Below are 15486 nucleotides of genomic sequence, written 5' to 3' on the forward strand. Positions count from 1 at the left end.
CTTGTGTTATCGTAAACCTTACTATTATAGGAAGGTCAAAAATGGAAATCGAAGAACGAGATTATCTGACGATTGGCGAATTTGGGTCTTTGCGTAATGTCGACAGTAAAGCACTTCGGTACTACGAACGGGTGGGGGCACTGATACCTGCGTATATTGATCCGCATACCCAGTACCGCTACTACACGGTGAGCCAGCTAGTTGATCTGGACACGATTTTGCTGTGCCTAGAAATGGGTATTCCGCTCAAAGGAACATCCAAATACCGAGGTAAAGATGGGGTATTAGCTGTCAAAAAACTCTTTGAGGATGGGAAACGGATTACGCAAGACAAAATTGAAAAATACAAAACGACTCTGATGCGACTTCAATATGCTCTTGATTGCATTAGCAACAATGACAGGTACAAAGATCGACATGACTATTACGTTCGGCGCATCAACCGACGATATATTCTTAAAAAACCGTTGGAGGATCCAAAGGATTTCGCCAGTTTTTCAAAACAATCGCTTGCCCTCTTTACGCAGGCAAAAGAACGGGGCTTTGACTCAGGATACACTTTCCCAATCGGCATTTTGCTCGAGCGAGGGCTCCAATCATCAATTAATGCCAGTATTTTCTTGGAGGTACTCAATCCGCCAACCGATGATGAGCGGATTTTTGTCCTGAAGGAAAAGGAATACTACTGCTATCAAGAATCTCAGACCGCATTATTCTATTCTCATAACGTATACGAAAGCATATTGGCAGAACAAGAAGACGCCGATTTGGTAGTCATCACCAATATGACACTAGATACTTATAGGCATGACATCTTCCCCATCGAGGTACAGATTTCGACCTAAACCTATCACGAACATAAAACGTGTACCATCCAACAAAATTAGCACTATTTTTAGGAGAAATGCTCATAAGAATTCACCAGCTTAGCGCCTGCGGCAAGCCATGTGTAGTCTAACGCCTACCGACTGCCGTGAAAATCTTGAGCACCGTACGAAAACGGGAAAAGCGCTAGCAGATCAGGGTTTACGAGCATGAGAAAAGCCGGCCGCTTATGTGCAGCCAACCTCGGTCGTTTTAAGTTTTGCCTCTAGATTTCCATTCCGTTTTTAAACGTCACGCGGATGTCGTCTTTGGCGTAGACGGTGACGTGTTCGACCAATGCGTAGAACAGTATGGGGTCGAACTCGGCGAGCAGGTGGTCTTGTTGTTCGAGCCGTTTAAGGAATGCGTCGACTTGGTAGCGTTTGTGCTCGAGTTCTACGAGTTGCTGTTCTGCCTTTTTGGCTTCGCATTCTTGGGTTTCGTAGGTGGCAGCCAGTTGTTGGTAGCAGGTCTCGTAGGTGTCTTGGTCTTGGCTGATGCGTGCGTTGGATTCGATGAGGTCTTTCAGGCAGGTTTCGGTGACTTGTAGTTCACCTTGGGCTTTTGCCAGATCGGCTCGTGCTTTATCGACGTCGAATAGTGTGTCGCCCACCTCCCTGAAGTGGCTGATGATTTCATTTTTGTTTTCAAGCACTCGGTTGATGGCGTTCACAACGATGGTTTTGAGTTTTTCGTCAGAGACGTGGGGTGTTTTACAGCCGAGTTTCTTACCACGGTATCTGTTCGAGCACTGCCAATAGTCCTTTTCGTATTTGCTTCCTGCATGCCAAATTACTGCTCCGTAGAATCCACCACAGTTGCCGCAGCGGATTTTGCAGGAGAAAAGCTTGTTCGGTTTTGCGTCCGTAGCTTTTGCGCAGCTCGATGTAGCGTTGTACCTCGTCCCAGATCTCAGGATCAATGATGGCTTCGTGCTTGTTTTTCACGTAGTATTGCGGAATTTCACCTTCGTTGATCTTCTTCTCTTTGGTCAGGAAGTTCACGGTGAAGGACTTCTGTAAGAGTGCATCGCCTTTGCATTTCTCATTAGTGAGGATGGACTTAACGGCTCCTTGACACCAGTTAGATTTACCGCTGGCTGTACGGACGCCCTCTTCGTTGAGGATGGTGGCGATGCAGTAGAAACCTTTACCTTCAAGGTAGAGCGCGTAGATGTGTTTCACGATCTCGGCTTGTTCTTTGTTGAGGATAAGTTCGCCTTTGGGTCCTCGGTCGTATCCGAGGAAGCGTCGAAAGGGAACGGTGACTTTTCCGTCTGCGAAGCGTTTACGCTGTCCCCATGTGCAGTTTTCAGAGATGGAGCGGGATTCTTCTTGGGCAAGGCTGCTCATGATGGTGATGAGCAGTTCGCCTTTAGAGTCAAACGTCCAGATATTTTCTTTCTCGAAGAAGCACTCGCATCCTCTTTCTTTGAGCTGACGGATGGTAGTGAGACTGTCGACGGTATTGCGTGCGAAACGCGACACGGATTTGGTGACGATGAGGTCTATTTTGCCGTCGAGAGCGTCAGCGATCATGCGTTTGAAGCCTTCGCGGCGTTTGGTGTTCGTGCCAGTGATGCCCTCGTCTGTGTAGATTCCGACAAACTCCCAGTCCTCTCTGGATTGGATGTAATTTTGGTAGTAGTCGACTTGCGCTTCGTAACTGGTGTACTGCTCGTCAGAGTCGGTGGACTCGCGCGTAGGCGGCGACCTTGCGTCGTTTTACGGCGTTGATGGGTGACTTGGTGAAGAGCTTGATTTTGAACTTCCAGTCGGTGCGCATCAAGGGTGCGCGCTCTTTGCGCCAAATATGGCCTGCTCCGAGCTTGAAGCCGGCATCTTCAAAGGCATCCAAAAAGATGCGCGATTTGCTTGTGGCATAAAACTCGTAAATCGACGCATCTTTAGCCATTGCCTGTTTGAAGCAGGTGAAGACCTTGAGTAAGAACTCGTAGGCTTGTTTGTCATCAAGGTCGTCGTTTCGGATCTTGCCCGATGCGGACTCAAGATTGACGAAATAGGGCGCATCAGTACACACCAGATTCACCTTTATATCCCCAAGTAAGGTCTGGTAGGTCTCGGGCAGCGTGGAGTCTGCGCAGATGACCTTGTGTTTGCCTATCTGCCACACATCACCGTTTCTGGTAATGGCAGGCTTTTCAAGCTCCTCGCTCTCATCGAAACCATCATCCGTGGCTTCTGTACCAAGGTCGAATAAAGCAGAAAGCTCGGCATCATCAAAGCCCATAAGCGACAGGTCAAAGTCTGCGCCTTGTAGGGCTTCGATCTCAATGCGCAGCAGTTCTTCGTCCCAGCCCGCATCAAGGGCAAGGCGGTTATCTGCAAGAATGTAGGCTTTCTTTTGCGCCTCGGTGAGATAGTCAGCGATCACGCAGGGCACCTCAGTGATACCTTCTTCTTTGGCGGCTTGTACACGTCCGTGACCAACGAGGATGTTTTTGTCCTTGTCGATGATGACCGGCGAGACAAAGCCGAACTCTCGAAGCGAGGCACGCAGTTTCAAAACCTGCTCCGGCGAATGCGTGCGGGCATTATTCACATACGGAACTAGCTCGGAAATAGAGATCAGCTGCATGTCTTTGGTCGTGTTCATCGGATCAACCCCCATTCGGCAAACTGCTCAAAACCGCCCAGACGGTTGATGTAGTCGCGGGCGATCGCAACAATCTCAGCGTAGGGTTTGCCGTCAACCTCGGTGTCTCCAATAGCACAGCAAAGCTGCTGCACTTCACCGGTCTCTTGCGCTTTCAGGTGTGCGTAGATGTTGACCGACACATCAGCCTTGGAGAGGTCTTTGCCATGCAAACCACCACCGGTTACGGCGCGTCCCATATCTGAGCCGAGTTTTCGGTTGGTCGCTCCGGTATCCACATCCGTGCCACCGGCCCAATCACCCAGCGGATTCACGACAGCACCGGGAAATCCGAGCGAAGTTTTTCTGTGTTGGCGCAGGATTGGCAAATAATCAGCTTGTCGCCATCGAGGATGAACTTGCCGTCACTGGGATAGATAGCGTAAAGGTCGCGGGCAATACGCGCGAGTTTTTCTTCCTCAGCATTCACCGGAACACCGGTGAAGATGCCGTTATCACCACAGCGAAACTCGTCGGCTTGATTCGCCGCCAAATAGATATCTTGAGCGACCTGCTCGATATGCACAGACACATTCCCAGCAATACGCTTGACCACAGCATCAATCTCTGCCGTGTCGATATGTGTGTTGGTTTCCATGATTACATGACAGCTCCCATGCCCGATCAACACTTCAACCGCAATCTTCGGATCTGTCTCAGCTTTATAGGCCAGATCAACAATGGCACCGGCGATGCGGTCAGCGATTTTATCGGGATAAGCGGGATTTACTTTTCAAACATAAGCGTTCACCTCATTTCTTGGTTTGCAAAAGCCGTTCCATCAAGTCATCGGCTGGTGTTGAACCGTCGTAAGAGACGATGGAGTTTTGTTTGACGATGTCGAAAATCTCGTACCACAGCACGTTGGCTTGTTTTTGAAAGCTTTGACTCATCGTCACAAACGGACTGGTCACCACCCCGCCCGTAGCGGGGTGTTTTCCGAGCAAGCCAAAGTGCGAGATGGCGTTTTCACACTGGATATAGCGGGCGAAGTTTTGTGCATACGCCTCAATCAGCCGAGGAGATACCAGATGCGAACAACCTCGCCCATGCAGCCAAGCCCATGTTTCTCGGTAGAGCTCATCGGCACCAAGCGGTGTGCCGTCTTTCTGCTTCGCCGACAAATACTCAGAAGGCTCAGGCATATCTGCACCCTCTAAATCCGCACCCTCGCCAATGTCAGAACCCACAAGGAGGGTCACATCGGGCAAGGTGGGATCAAGCACTTCAGCGGGTTTACCTTCGGCGATCTTATCGATTAAGGGTTTTGGCTTTGTTCCGGCACGGGTGCGCCTGCCGCCACGGTGTGTTCCGTCTTGTGCCATGAGCGTTTCCTCCTTTCTGTAGGCATTGTGGGGTTAATCGGGTGTTTGAATCCGCGTTTTTGCACGCGAAACCCCGGCACCGTTCCCCGAGGACCACATGGTAGAGATTTGACCTCCCCCCTAACACATCAAAAATGATTGCATTTGTTTCACTTTTGCGTTACAATACGAGCAATAGGAGGTGGCTAAGATGGCTAAAACAGCAAATATCAATCTCAGGATCGAACCTCAGGTCAAACGGGATGCTGAAGCAGTTTTTGAAAGCTTTGGAATCTCTGTTACCGATGCGATCAACATCTTTTTGCATCAGTCCATCATGGAGCAGGGCTTTCCGTTTGCGATTCAGCGTCCCCGATACAACGCAGAGACCGAAGCAGCTCTGCAAGAAGCGCGCGATATTCTCTCCGGAAAGATTCCGGCTAAGTCCTATGGTTCGGCCAGAGAGCTCTTCGCTGACTTGGATCTGGAAGCTGAATAATCATGTTAGAGCTTCGCACGACTTCCAAGTTTCGCAAGGACTACAAGCGCATCAAGAAACGCGGCTATGATTTGGCTTTGCTTGAAGCGGTTCTGGAAAAGCTTCTCAACCAAGAACCCTTAGAAACAAAGTATAAAGACCATGCCCTAACCGGTTCTTACGCAGGGTTTAGAGAATGTCATATCCAGCCTGACTGGCTTTTATCTATGCGATCGAAAAAGACCAGCTCGTTCTTGTTGCTGCCGGCACGGGTACGCACGCAGATCTATTCAACACGTAAGCCAAAAAGTCACTCGGAAACGGGTGGCTTTTTGTTATGCCTGCGATCACCCACCTGGGCGGTAATTCTCGAATGGCACTCGTGGCATAAGGCCTGATGGTTTGCTTCATCGTGGCTGCCACCCCACGAGAGTGGCACCTTGTGGTGCACCTCGGTAGCTTTCGTATATCTGCCTTGCTCCAGACAGAGCTCACACATCGGGTGTGCGGCAATGTAGCGGTCACGGATGCGTTTCCACGCCGTCCGTATTTGCGTTTGGCATTCTTGTCTCCGCCGTAGCGTTCGTAGTCTTGGTTGTATTTTTCAAATGCTCTTCGCAAAACCTGCCCTCAGTGAGACGCGGGCATCCTGGATACGAACACGGCCTCTTGGGTTTCCTTGACATGTCCGCCTCCTTTCCTTTGGACATAAAAAAGACCTCGCAAGAACGTATGCTTGCGAGGTCTTAGTCTTTAGTTTTATCGCTGATTATATCAGTATCAACTGGTGGTGGACATTCTCGGACATCTTGGGGCGAAATTGCTGGCTCGGTAAAAGAATCGGGTCATCCGGCATCACGACGTGAAGAAGTGCTCGTCCGTGCCAGCGTCGAGCGGTTCGCTCATCGACGTAGAGTACCGTGCCGATATCTTCCCAGGTTCTGCCTTGCAGGTAGCGATACGACAAGGTCAGTCGCTCATCGGGGTTTTCAACTGTTATTTTTAATTCTCAGACAAATTCTATGAGTTTGTTCAGTCTTATGGAAGGGCGTTTTCTAATAATTCTGAGACTAGATAAAAAGAGCTTTACGATGAGTCGTACCGTATAGAAACACTTGAACCTTTTAACGTCACCCCACACAATTTAACGCCCACTACGAGCCGTACAAAAAAGCCGAGCTTGAACAACCAGACTCGGCTTTTACTCTCTTATTTCACATGCGGTTATCCCCGCTGAGACTTCTGTCAACACACTCTTCATGCGGCTAACCCCCTTGATAACAGGCTATTTTCGCCCTCGAAGCACATTTCTGAACCGCCGTTAGATTGTATAGAGTGTGGACGTGCCTTCTCATGGCTTATAGTGACCCCTTCGTGGAAGGGATTCCAGTTACTTTCTCATCACGCTGTACAGCTTGGGACAGCGCCCTAGCCACTGCTTTGTACTCCGCCTCAGTAATGTGGTGCGGGTCCCGGCCATAATGGCACAATACATGCAAGGTAATGCGTGAATTCAGAGCTAAGGTTTCGAAGAAGTGCTGGTTGATGACGGTCGCATAATGCCCGCCAATAATAGCGGTTCTCATCTCATCCGGTTCCCCACGCATCACGCAATAGGGGCGCCCGGAAATATCAACAATTGCTTCCGCCAGGCTTTCATCCATGGGTAATTGTTGGGACCCAAAGCGCCGAATACCAGACTTATCTCCCAGCGCTTCCAGCAAGGCCTGCCCTAGCACAATAGCGGTGTCTTCCACAGTGTGGTGGGCATCAACGTCAATGTCACCGTCGGCATGGATCTTTAAATCAAAATTCCCGTGTACCCCGAAAGCAGTAAGCATGTGATCGAAAAAGGGTAAACCGGTTTTGATGTCTACTTTGCCGGAACCGTCAAGATTAAGTTCGACGCTGATAGCGGATTCACTGGTAGCTCGGGTGGCTTGTCCGATCCGCTCAGTGGTGTTTGTGGGAGAAGTCATGACTTGGTGTTCCTCTCTCAGAGATTCTTGGCCGCAATGTCGTGGGCAGCCGCCAAAAATGCATCATTTTCCTCGGCTAGACCGATGGTGACTCGTAGGTATCCTTTCACCCCTACATCCCGGATGAGGATTCCGCGGTCCAAAAATTCTTGCCAGACTGCGTGTTGATCGTGGAATACACCGAAGAACAGGAAATTAGAGTGGCTTTCGGTGAGTTGATAACCATAGCTGCGCAACGCAGCAGAGACTCGTTCTCGTTCGGAAACCAGTTCAGCAACAGTAGCTAGGGTGTCAGCGCTGTGGCGAAGCGCAACGATAGCGACCGCTTGCGATATGGCGGAAAGATGATAAGGCAAACGGACCAGCATTACCGCCTCGACAAAAGCCGGGGCAGCGACGAAGTACCCTAATCTTCCGCCGGCAAAGTCAAAAGCTTTAGACATGGTGCGTGACACCACTAGTTTCGTGGGAAACTCCACGAGAAGTTCACATGCGCTGGGGGTATCGGCAAATTCTTGATAAGCCTCATCAACAATGACTATCCCCGGTGCTGCTGAGATAATTCTTCGTATGTCCTGAATATCAGTGATATTGCCGGTAGGATTATTAGGGCTGGTAACCATAATGATATCCGGCTGTTCTTGGTCAATGGCAGCCAAAGCAGCGTCCATGTCAAGATCAAAGTCTTTATTTCGGGGGCAATTAACGAAAGTGGTCTGCGTGCCAGCGGACAAAATGGGGTGCATCGAATAGCTGGGTTGGAAACCCAACACTTTTCGGCCCGGTCCTCCGAAGGCCTGAAGAAGTTGCTGCAGCACTTCATTAGAACCGTTAGCAGCCCATAGGTTTTCTCGACTGAACTCGATGCCGGTTTGTTCGCTGATATAGCGAGCTAATTCAGCACGAAGCTCCACACAGTCTCGTTCTGGATAGCGGTTTAAGCTAGAAGCGAGTTCCTCAACCTTTGATACCAGATCAGCGCTCAATGCCGGCGAGGGAGAATGCGGGTTTTCATTGGTGTTGAGTTGTACCGGAACCTGTAGTTGAGGTGCCCCGTAAGCTGATTGTCCGCGAAGTTCCTCGCGTAGTGGAAGTTGAGCTAAAGAAATATCAGCGGCAATAGTCACTAGTTCTTCTCCTGGGCGGTAGGTAGTTCTTCAAAACGAGCACGCACTGATTCACCATGTGCTGGAAGGCGTTCCTCATCCGCTAAAGTCACGACCGTCGGCGCAATCTCGGCAAGAGCATCACGGTCATAGTTAATGAGGTGGATTGCCCGGAGGAATGTCCTCGTGTTGAGCCCAGAATTAAACCGCGCCGTCCCGGACGTAGGTAGAACGTGGTTGGAACCAGCCGCATAATCCCCTAAGGGGACGGGCGAATAGGGCCCCACAAAGATAGCTCCCGCATTGTGGATGCGTCGGGCTACATCCTCTGCTTGGCGCATATAGATTTCTAAGTGTTCTGCGGCATAAGCATTAGCTGCGGCGATCATCGCCTCAGCATCATCAACCAGGACAATTCCTGATTGCCGCCCGGTCAGTGCCTGGGCTACCCGCTCATGGTTTTGAGTCTCCTGGTATCGCAGCGCAATTTCTTTATTAACACTTTCTGCCAACTCAACGGAATCCGTGATTAATACTGACGCTGCCATCTCATCATGCTCAGCTTGGCTGATCAGATCATAAGCTACCGCTACCGGATCAGCAGTGTCATCGGCAATAATTGCGATTTCTGTGGGGCCAGCTTCAGCATCAATGCCCACCACCCCATTGACGATGCGCTTTGCCGCGGTCACAAAAATATTGCCCGGCCCGGTGATTTTATCCACTGGCGCTAAATCTGCTGCGTCATCCCCATAGGCCAAAAGAGCAATAGCTTGCGCTCCCCCGGTAGCCCAGACTTCTTCAACCCCAAGCAAGGAACACGTGGCCAAGATGGTGGGGTGCGGCCAACCGCCGAACTCCTTTTGTGGCGGCGACGCCACCACCATGCCTGGTACTCCCGCTTCCTGGGCTGGTACCACATTCATGATGACGCTGGAAGGGTAAACTGCTTGTCCCCCAGGAACATATAACCCTACTCGCGCTATCGGCTGAAAGACTTCAGTGACGACGGCACCTGCTGCTAATTCCGTTCGATGCTCTTTCGGCATCTGATCCGCGTGGACTTTCCGCACCCGAGCAATCGCTTCTACTAGAGCTTGTTTCACTGCCGGTTGAAGCTCTGCGGCACATCGATCCATCACCTCGCGCGGCACCCGCAAGGAATCGGGCCGGACCTGATCGAATTGTTCGCCGAAAGCTAAAGCAGCCTCCGCGCCACGCTCCTGTACTTCAGTAACAATAGGCATGACAGTAGGCACCATTGAGGTCACGTCAACCCCTCCTCGGGGTAAAGCGCGACGTAGTTCACTGACCGAAGGGTGGCGTCCCCGAAGATCAATCAGATTAAGCATGGTGGATAAAACTCCCGATCCAAGGTGTATTCGCTCAACGTAAGTGCTCCCCTATTGTAAAAGGCGGCTTGGATCCGGACTAGACCAGGTGGTCCAATACTTAACTATGTGCCGAGGGGAGACTGCGGGGGGCGGGCTCAAGAAGAAGACCGGACCAATAGCTCAATGCCGCAATAAAGGGCGCGCCAAGGTGCGCACCTAATCCGGGAGATGCTGCGGGAAGGAGCAGAACGTCTTCGCCTTCGGGGATGGAGTTGAAGTCACCGAGGGGATATCTCAGGTGGCCGAAAAAGTCGCCAGCGAGAACGAAGATGTATCCACCGAGGAAAGTGAGCACTACCAGCCAGCACATCAGTGCCAAACTTGGACGTGCCCGGGAAAAGGTGATGAAGGTTACCACTCCTGCGATGAGGATGCTAAGGCCGGTGAAGCCCAAGAAACCAAGGAATTCCGGGCTTGATCCGACGGTGCTATGAATAGCAATACCGTCAGCCTCGCGAGTACCGTGCAGCGGCGGCCGGAGCACAAGGCCCCAGATAATCCCGCCAATAAGGTAGGCGCTAAAAACACCGGCGAGGCTCAACGAGAATGGACGCAACACAGAGATAGACACTAATTACAGAAAGTCCATTTTCCGTTTTCTCGTTGGAAACGCATGGTGGAGGTGTGGGTTTGACCATTACCTGACGCAGAGGTCACCACCGCCGATGCGGTATCTCCTTTGACGCGCACATCATCAATAGCTCGAATTCCAGATCCCTGGAATCCCGGCATTTGATTGATCGGGATATCGGGAACTTCACCCCGGTCAAAAGCAGCATCTCCACCATTTTCGGCGACCACGCGCTGGCAGGCGTTCACCAGCATGTACTCGGCGAACTCCCGTGAAGTGTTGACCTTGTACTGCCCGTAGAGTAGATCTTCAATGGCCTTGCGATCTTCCGGAGAAGCTGGGCTTCCATCAACGGGTTCGACCGTCCCTAATTGAGCTTTCCCAATTTGTCCCGTCAAGGGGTCAATGGAATCAACTTGGTTGCTATCCACCGGAGGAGCTGGCTTTGCAGGTTCCTGAGAAGACTCTGAACTACTTTGCGGGGAACTACTTTCTGAGGTAGTCACCGTCGTCGACGCACTAGTCTTGGTCGTCGTGGTGGTAGAGCTTGGGGAAGCTGTCTGGGCTTCATCAGCCTTATCACTTCCGCATGCAGCTAATCCCAAGGGCAGGACCAGTGCAACTGCACAAACACTAGTTTTGAGAGCGGTTAACTTCGGCACAGAATTTGTCTCCTGATCTGACCGCGCACACGCCGGTCATGGTTCTCTTGCGCAGTTGACCATACCAAGTTTGTTCTAGAAGTCATTAGATAGCTCCTGAGAATTCCCGTGTCTTTCCCAGTCAATAGCGTTAAGGTTGGTGACGTGCAGCTTAATCGCGAAAGAATTTTAGAGGCAGCTTTAACCATCCTCGATGAGTATGGGTTATCCGATCTCACCATGCGACGTCTCGCCCGCCACCTCGGGGTTGCCCCAGGGGCGGTGTATTGGCACATTGCTCACAAACAAGAACTGTTATCCCTGGTAGCGCGGGAAATTCTTAGCGACCTGCTGAAAGATTCTACGAGCACTCCTCGAGACTGGTGCAATCATTTGCATGAGTTACTCACTGCGCACCGAGATGGAGCTGAAGTTGTAGCTGCAGCCGTAGCGATGTCTTCCTTGCGCCTAGATTTAACCAAAGCTTTGGTTTCTAGCCTCCGCGCGAGTTATCCCGACTTGTCGGCGTCGGACCTTAATCAAGGTGCCGCGACCATATTGCATTACTTGTTGGGGGCTATTGTTCTTGAGCAATCAGCCCAACAAGCTGGGGAATTTACCTCCCAACCTGGGGAAATTGACTTCACTGAAAAGATAGACACTGACCGCGGAGTAGAGATGATTCTCACCGGTTTAAGGGCGCTGTCACAGATATCACGCGACGAAGAGCGAAAAGAATGCGGGGAAATGTAAAAGAACAGGTATCCTGGACCACTATGTCTGATACCTCTTCCTCACCCATGCAGGTTTGGCCTGGCGACCAGTATCCGCTTGGCTCAACCTATGACGGAGCTGGAACCAATTTCGCTATTTTTTCTGATGTAGCGGAGAAAATCGAATTATGTCTCGTTGATGAAAATTTCAACGAGGAAAGAATTGAGCTCACCGAGGTTGATGCGCACGTCTGGCATTGTTACCTCCCGGGAGTGCAACCTGGACAGCGCTATGGCTATCGCGTTTATGGTCCCTATGATCCCGCGCAGGGGAAACGGTGTGATCCCTCAAAGTTCCTGGTAGATCCCTATGGCAGGGCATTTGATGGCGAATTTGACGGACACCCCTCCCTATTTAGCTATGACATCAATGACCCGGAGAATCCTCACTCCCGAAACACGGAGGATAGCCTCGGTCACACAATGACCTCGGTCGTTATCAATCCTTTCTTCGATTGGGGCGATGAGCGCTCCCCCCGCACCCCCTTCCATGAAACCGTCATCTACGAAGCCCACGTTAAAGGCTTAACGATGACTCACCCGGATGTTCCGGAAGATCTTCGGGGCACCTACGCAGGTCTCGCTCACCCAGCGGTAATCAACTACCTCAAAGACCTGGGCATCACGGCCATCGAACTCATGCCAGTCCACCAATTCCTCCAAGATGATCGACTTCGGGAATTGGGCTTAAGAAACTACTGGGGTTATAACACTTTCGGTTTCTTCGCCCCGCACCAGGACTATGCGGCAGCCCGCAACCCCGGCGGCGCGGTCAGCGAATTCAAAGGCATGGTTCGCGCCTACCACGAAGCCGGTATCGAGGTGATCCTAGATGTGGTGTATAACCACACTGCCGAAGGAAACCACATGGGCCCCACCATTGCCTTTCGTGGTATCGATAATGAAGCTTATTATCGCCTGGTAGACGGAGATCCCTACCACTACATGGACTACACCGGCACCGGGAACTCCTTTAATGTGCGGCACCCGCATTCCTTGCAGCTGATTTTGGATTCCCTACGCTACTGGGTCACCGAGATGCACGTCGACGGTTTCCGTTTTGACCTCGCCTCCACCCTGGCCCGCGAATTCCATGACGTTGACCGCCTGGCTACCTTCTTTGACCTTGTGCAACAAGACCCTGTTGTGAGCCAAGTCAAACTCATCGCTGAGCCGTGGGACGTCGGAGAAGGCGGCTACCAAGTAGGTAACTTCCCTCCGCTGTGGACTGAATGGAACGGAAAGTACCGAGACACGGTCCGTGATTTCTGGCGCGGAGAAGCTGCTACCTTGGGAGAATTTGCCAGCCGTTTAACGGGGTCCTCGGATCTTTATGCCAATAATGGCCGACGCCCCACCGCCAGCATTAACTTCATCACCGCTCATGATGGCTTCACCCTCAATGACCTGGTGAGCTATAACGAAAAGCACAATTCCGCTAATGGCGAAGACAATCGGGATGGGGAAAGCCATAACCGTTCCTGGAACTGCGGTGAAGAAGGCCCTAGCGATGATGACACGGTCTTGGCCTTGCGTGCCCGTCAGCGTCGAAACTTTTTAACCACGCTGTTGTTAAGCCAGGGAACTCCCATGATTTGCCATGGCGATGAAATGGCCCGCACGCAAAACGGTAACAACAACGTCTATTGCCAAGACAATGAGCTTTCCTGGATGAATTGGCAGCAAGCTGAAGACAATGCTGCCCTGGTCGGTTTCACTCGTCGACTATTGAAGATTCGGGCAAACCACCCGGTATTTCGGCGTCGACAATTCTTTGCCGGCGGCCCACTGGGCTCCGATGTCCAAGATCGTGACATCGCCTGGCTCGTCCCTTCAGGCAAACTCATGACCCAGAATGATTGGGGTTTCGCTTTCGGCAAAGCACTCATGGTGTATCTCAATGGCACCGCCATTTCTGAACCAGATCTTCACGGACAACCGGTGCAGGATGACTCTTTCCTCATGATTTTCAACGCTCACTATGAGTCCATTGACTTCACCCTGCCCACTGAAGATCTGGGTCAGCGCTGGCAGCTCATGATTGACACCACAGAGGATAATGGTTATCCCGCTGATCCGGTGGTTATTCCAGCACGCGGAACTATTTCCGTTCCAGAGCGCTCTACCCTTTTACTCAAGCAAGTAGAAGGACCAACCCATAATGAATCAGCTCCGCGTTCAGGTGGGGATTTAGAGTAGCCGGATCACGGTACAGTGAGAGTCACGACATACCCTGGAATTGGTATCCCCGTGAGGAAAGGATAAATGCTGTGATCTCCGCGCAGGGAGCTGAACTTAGCGTAGATACGCAAGAAGTTCGGGTTCACTATTCACCTCTCTATGCTGCATTATATGGACCTGACCTGCGTTTCCCGGTGTCGGAGATCACCTCAGTAGACCTGCGCTCCCCAACATCCCGCCTACCTGGCGTGGTCACTATTGAGCGTGAGTCACGCGATACTCTTCAGATCACGTTCGCCCCTCAACAACACACAGAAGCCGAGGCTTTTATTCACGCCTTGTCGGATGCTCGCTCCGGCCACACCCCAGCGGGAGTCAGCCATCCCGTGCGCTCTTCCTGGAAGAACTTAACCTTCTGCGCTATCGATGTTGAAACCCTTAATGCGGAATTGGGGTCAATTTGTCAACTGGGTCTGGCTATCGTTCGCAACGGACAGGTTGTTGAGACTTACTCATGGTTATGCCAGCCGCCGGAACAGGTAGCTGACCCTGATCCCCGCATGGTCGCAATCCATGGGATTAGCTCTGAAGCTCTAGTCAACCAACCACCTTTTTCAAAGGTGCTGAGCGAAGCTCTCCGCCACTGCGAAGATCTTCCATTAGTAGCCCACCATGCTGATTTTGATATTGCCCATGTCATCGCAGCGGCTAAAGCGTCGAACGTTGATGTTCCGGACATTCATTTCGGGTGTTCCTTGATTTTGGCGCGAAATAGCGAACTACCCCTTCGCCACTTCACTCTAGCCGCCCTGTGTGATTATTTTGGGATCCACATATCTGACCCTCATCATGCGGAGGCTGATGCCCGAGCCTGTGCCGAATTAGTGCTTGCTCTAGCTCAACACTGTGCGCAGTTCTCTGGCGACAACCCAGCCCCGCAGTGGGATCTACCAGGATTGTTCCGATTCCGGAACCTCCTCTTGGGGATTTACACCGCGGACACAATTTACCCGGTGTTGGCAGACCGGTTTGACCGGGCTGGACAAGATCCTTCGGCGGATTCTCGGGCTATTGCTCAGCCAATGGATGACGCAGGTGGAGCAGGGACCGATTTTCGTTCATCTCAGCAAACTCACCCACAAGCCGCTACGTCATCCGCACGCCCCGCACAACCGCGTTGGGCTCGTGTGGCCCAACCGGAGACTATTCCTGACCCAAACCCGGAAGCCGATCCTCACAACCCGTTATATTCCCAGGTAGTGACTCTAAGCGGAGATTTTTCCCCCTTTGATAAAGGTGAATTGTGGCAAAAGATTGCCGACTGTGGCGCCACGATTGCCAAGAATGTCACCAAGAAAACCACTCTTTTGGTGGCCGGCCCGTGGGATAGGAAAACTTCGAAACAAAAACGAGCTGAGGAGCTTCAAGCCAAGGGACAAGAAATTGACATTTGGGATGCCCAACAGCTGTATCACGCTTTAGGCCTGGTGGATCCCAAGGACGGTGAGCAACCGCCGTTTTAGGTGGTGAGAAAGTGCGA

Annotated in this window: 17 protein-coding genes and 3 pseudogenes; 6 read left to right on the forward strand and 14 right to left on the reverse strand. The window is 51.5% G+C overall.

The features are described 5' to 3' along the window. Window positions 1-41 precede the first annotated feature (41 nt). The gene (locus GP475_RS07605) at window positions 42-845 is read left to right on the forward strand and encodes a MerR family transcriptional regulator (RefSeq protein WP_187973832.1); all 804 of its coding nucleotides are present in this window, start codon (window positions 42-44) and stop codon (window positions 843-845) included. 245 nt (window positions 846-1090) lie between these two features. Here GP475_RS07605 and GP475_RS12355 read toward each other — a convergent pair whose 3' ends face one another. From GP475_RS12355 to GP475_RS07625, 7 genes and pseudogenes are all read right to left on the reverse strand, one after another. After that, window positions 1091-1537, reverse strand: a complete 447-nt coding sequence (locus GP475_RS12355) for a hypothetical protein (protein ID WP_223144700.1) — start codon at window positions 1535-1537, stop codon at window positions 1091-1093. 45 nt (window positions 1538-1582) lie between these two features. Further along, window positions 1583-1786: pseudogene (locus tag GP475_RS12670) on the reverse strand (zinc ribbon domain-containing protein); the annotation flags it as partial. Between the two features lie 19 nt (window positions 1787-1805). Next, a pseudogene (locus tag GP475_RS12675) lies at window positions 1806-2504 on the reverse strand (recombinase family protein); the annotation flags it as partial. Between the two features lie 40 nt (window positions 2505-2544). Next, the gene (locus GP475_RS07615) at window positions 2545-3480 is read right to left on the reverse strand and encodes a site-specific DNA-methyltransferase (protein WP_187973833.1); all 936 of its coding nucleotides are present in this window, start codon (window positions 3478-3480) and stop codon (window positions 2545-2547) included. Continuing rightward, window positions 3477-3758, reverse strand: a complete 282-nt coding sequence (locus tag GP475_RS12365; RefSeq protein ID WP_223144645.1) for a hypothetical protein — start codon at window positions 3756-3758, stop codon at window positions 3477-3479. Before GP475_RS12365 ends, GP475_RS07615 begins: the two co-directional genes overlap by 4 nt. Window positions 3759-3790: 32 nt before the next feature. Then, window positions 3791-4237 (reverse strand): annotated as a pseudogene (locus GP475_RS12370) (S-adenosylmethionine synthetase N-terminal domain-containing protein); the annotation flags it as partial. A gap of 34 nt (window positions 4238-4271) precedes the next feature. Next, window positions 4272-4844 carry a terminase gene (locus tag GP475_RS07625; protein WP_187973834.1) on the reverse strand — a complete coding sequence of 191 codons (573 nt, stop codon included), beginning with the start codon at window positions 4842-4844 and terminating at the stop codon, window positions 4272-4274. Window positions 4845-5034: 190 nt separating this feature from the next. Between GP475_RS07625 and GP475_RS07630 the strand changes: the two genes are divergently transcribed. Next, a complete protein-coding gene (locus GP475_RS07630; RefSeq protein WP_187973835.1) occupies window positions 5035-5322 on the forward strand; it encodes a type II toxin-antitoxin system RelB/DinJ family antitoxin in 288 nt (95 codons plus the stop codon). Between the two features lie 2 nt (window positions 5323-5324). Next, window positions 5325-5699, forward strand: a complete 375-nt coding sequence (locus GP475_RS07635; protein ID WP_224400536.1) for a type II toxin-antitoxin system YafQ family toxin — start codon at window positions 5325-5327, stop codon at window positions 5697-5699. On the opposite strand, the gene GP475_RS12510 is transcribed toward GP475_RS07635, so the two are convergent. The 7 genes from GP475_RS12510 to GP475_RS07670 form a co-directional block, all read right to left on the reverse strand. After that, window positions 5612-5800, reverse strand: a complete 189-nt coding sequence (locus GP475_RS12510; protein ID WP_224400598.1) for an HNH endonuclease — start codon at window positions 5798-5800, stop codon at window positions 5612-5614. The two genes, GP475_RS07635 and GP475_RS12510, sit on opposite strands and share 88 nt — an antisense overlap. Window positions 5801-6070: 270 nt before the next feature. Further along, window positions 6071-6268: a hypothetical protein gene (locus GP475_RS07645; protein ID WP_187973836.1), complete on the reverse strand. Its 198-nt coding sequence runs from the start codon at window positions 6266-6268 to the stop codon at window positions 6071-6073. Between the two features lie 391 nt (window positions 6269-6659). After that, window positions 6660-7280 (reverse strand): imidazoleglycerol-phosphate dehydratase HisB, encoded by a 621-nt coding sequence (gene hisB, locus GP475_RS07650; protein WP_187973837.1) that lies wholly within the window; start codon window positions 7278-7280, stop codon window positions 6660-6662. A gap of 17 nt (window positions 7281-7297) precedes the next feature. Next, the gene (locus GP475_RS07655) at window positions 7298-8407 is read right to left on the reverse strand and encodes a histidinol-phosphate transaminase (protein ID WP_187973838.1); all 1110 of its coding nucleotides are present in this window, start codon (window positions 8405-8407) and stop codon (window positions 7298-7300) included. After that, on the reverse strand, window positions 8407-9738 hold the full coding sequence (gene hisD, locus GP475_RS07660) for a histidinol dehydrogenase (RefSeq protein ID WP_187973839.1): 1332 nt from the start codon (window positions 9736-9738) through the stop codon (window positions 8407-8409). Before hisD ends, GP475_RS07655 begins: the two co-directional genes overlap by 1 nt. A gap of 100 nt (window positions 9739-9838) precedes the next feature. Continuing rightward, window positions 9839-10339, reverse strand: a complete 501-nt coding sequence (locus GP475_RS07665) for a hypothetical protein (RefSeq protein WP_187973840.1) — start codon at window positions 10337-10339, stop codon at window positions 9839-9841. A gap of 11 nt (window positions 10340-10350) precedes the next feature. Beyond that, a complete protein-coding gene (locus GP475_RS07670; RefSeq protein WP_187973841.1) occupies window positions 10351-11013 on the reverse strand; it encodes a hypothetical protein in 663 nt (220 codons plus the stop codon). Window positions 11014-11157: 144 nt separating this feature from the next. Between GP475_RS07670 and GP475_RS07675 the strand changes: the two genes are divergently transcribed. The 3 genes from GP475_RS07675 (at window position 11158) to GP475_RS07685 (ending at window position 15469) form a co-directional block, all read left to right on the forward strand. Continuing rightward, window positions 11158-11745: a TetR/AcrR family transcriptional regulator gene (locus GP475_RS07675; protein WP_187973842.1), complete on the forward strand. Its 588-nt coding sequence runs from the start codon at window positions 11158-11160 to the stop codon at window positions 11743-11745. A 23-nt stretch (window positions 11746-11768) separates the two neighbouring features. Further along, the gene (gene glgX / locus GP475_RS07680; protein ID WP_187973843.1) at window positions 11769-13964 is read left to right on the forward strand and encodes a glycogen debranching protein GlgX; all 2196 of its coding nucleotides are present in this window, start codon (window positions 11769-11771) and stop codon (window positions 13962-13964) included. A gap of 71 nt (window positions 13965-14035) precedes the next feature. Further along, window positions 14036-15469 carry an exonuclease domain-containing protein gene (locus tag GP475_RS07685; protein ID WP_187973844.1) on the forward strand — a complete coding sequence of 478 codons (1434 nt, stop codon included), beginning with the start codon at window positions 14036-14038 and terminating at the stop codon, window positions 15467-15469. Window positions 15470-15486 lie beyond the last annotated feature (17 nt).

It is taken from the genome of Corynebacterium poyangense, assembly GCF_014522205.1.
In the GTDB taxonomy this organism is placed as follows: Bacteria; Actinomycetota; Actinomycetes; order Mycobacteriales; family Mycobacteriaceae; genus Corynebacterium; species Corynebacterium poyangense.

Excerpts from the sequence above, each read along its gene's own strand:
- GP475_RS07605 (WP_187973832.1), top strand. The coding sequence starts at position 42 with ATGGAAATCGAAGAACGAGATTATCTGACGATTGGCGAATTTGGGTCT.
- GP475_RS07615 (WP_187973833.1), bottom strand. The coding sequence starts at position 3,480 with ATGAACACGACCAAAGACATGCAGCTGATCTCTATTTCCGAGCTAGTT.
- GP475_RS07625 (WP_187973834.1), bottom strand. The coding sequence starts at position 4,844 with ATGGCACAAGACGGAACACACCGTGGCGGCAGGCGCACCCGTGCCGGA.
- GP475_RS07630 (WP_187973835.1), top strand. The coding sequence starts at position 5,035 with ATGGCTAAAACAGCAAATATCAATCTCAGGATCGAACCTCAGGTCAAA.
- GP475_RS07635 (WP_224400536.1), top strand. The coding sequence starts at position 5,325 with ATGTTAGAGCTTCGCACGACTTCCAAGTTTCGCAAGGACTACAAGCGC.
- GP475_RS12510 (WP_224400598.1), bottom strand. The coding sequence starts at position 5,800 with ATGTGTGAGCTCTGTCTGGAGCAAGGCAGATATACGAAAGCTACCGAG.
- hisB (WP_187973837.1), bottom strand. The coding sequence starts at position 7,280 with ATGACTTCTCCCACAAACACCACTGAGCGGATCGGACAAGCCACCCGA.
- hisD (WP_187973839.1), bottom strand. The coding sequence starts at position 9,738 with ATGCTTAATCTGATTGATCTTCGGGGACGCCACCCTTCGGTCAGTGAA.
- glgX (WP_187973843.1), top strand. The coding sequence starts at position 11,769 with ATGTCTGATACCTCTTCCTCACCCATGCAGGTTTGGCCTGGCGACCAG.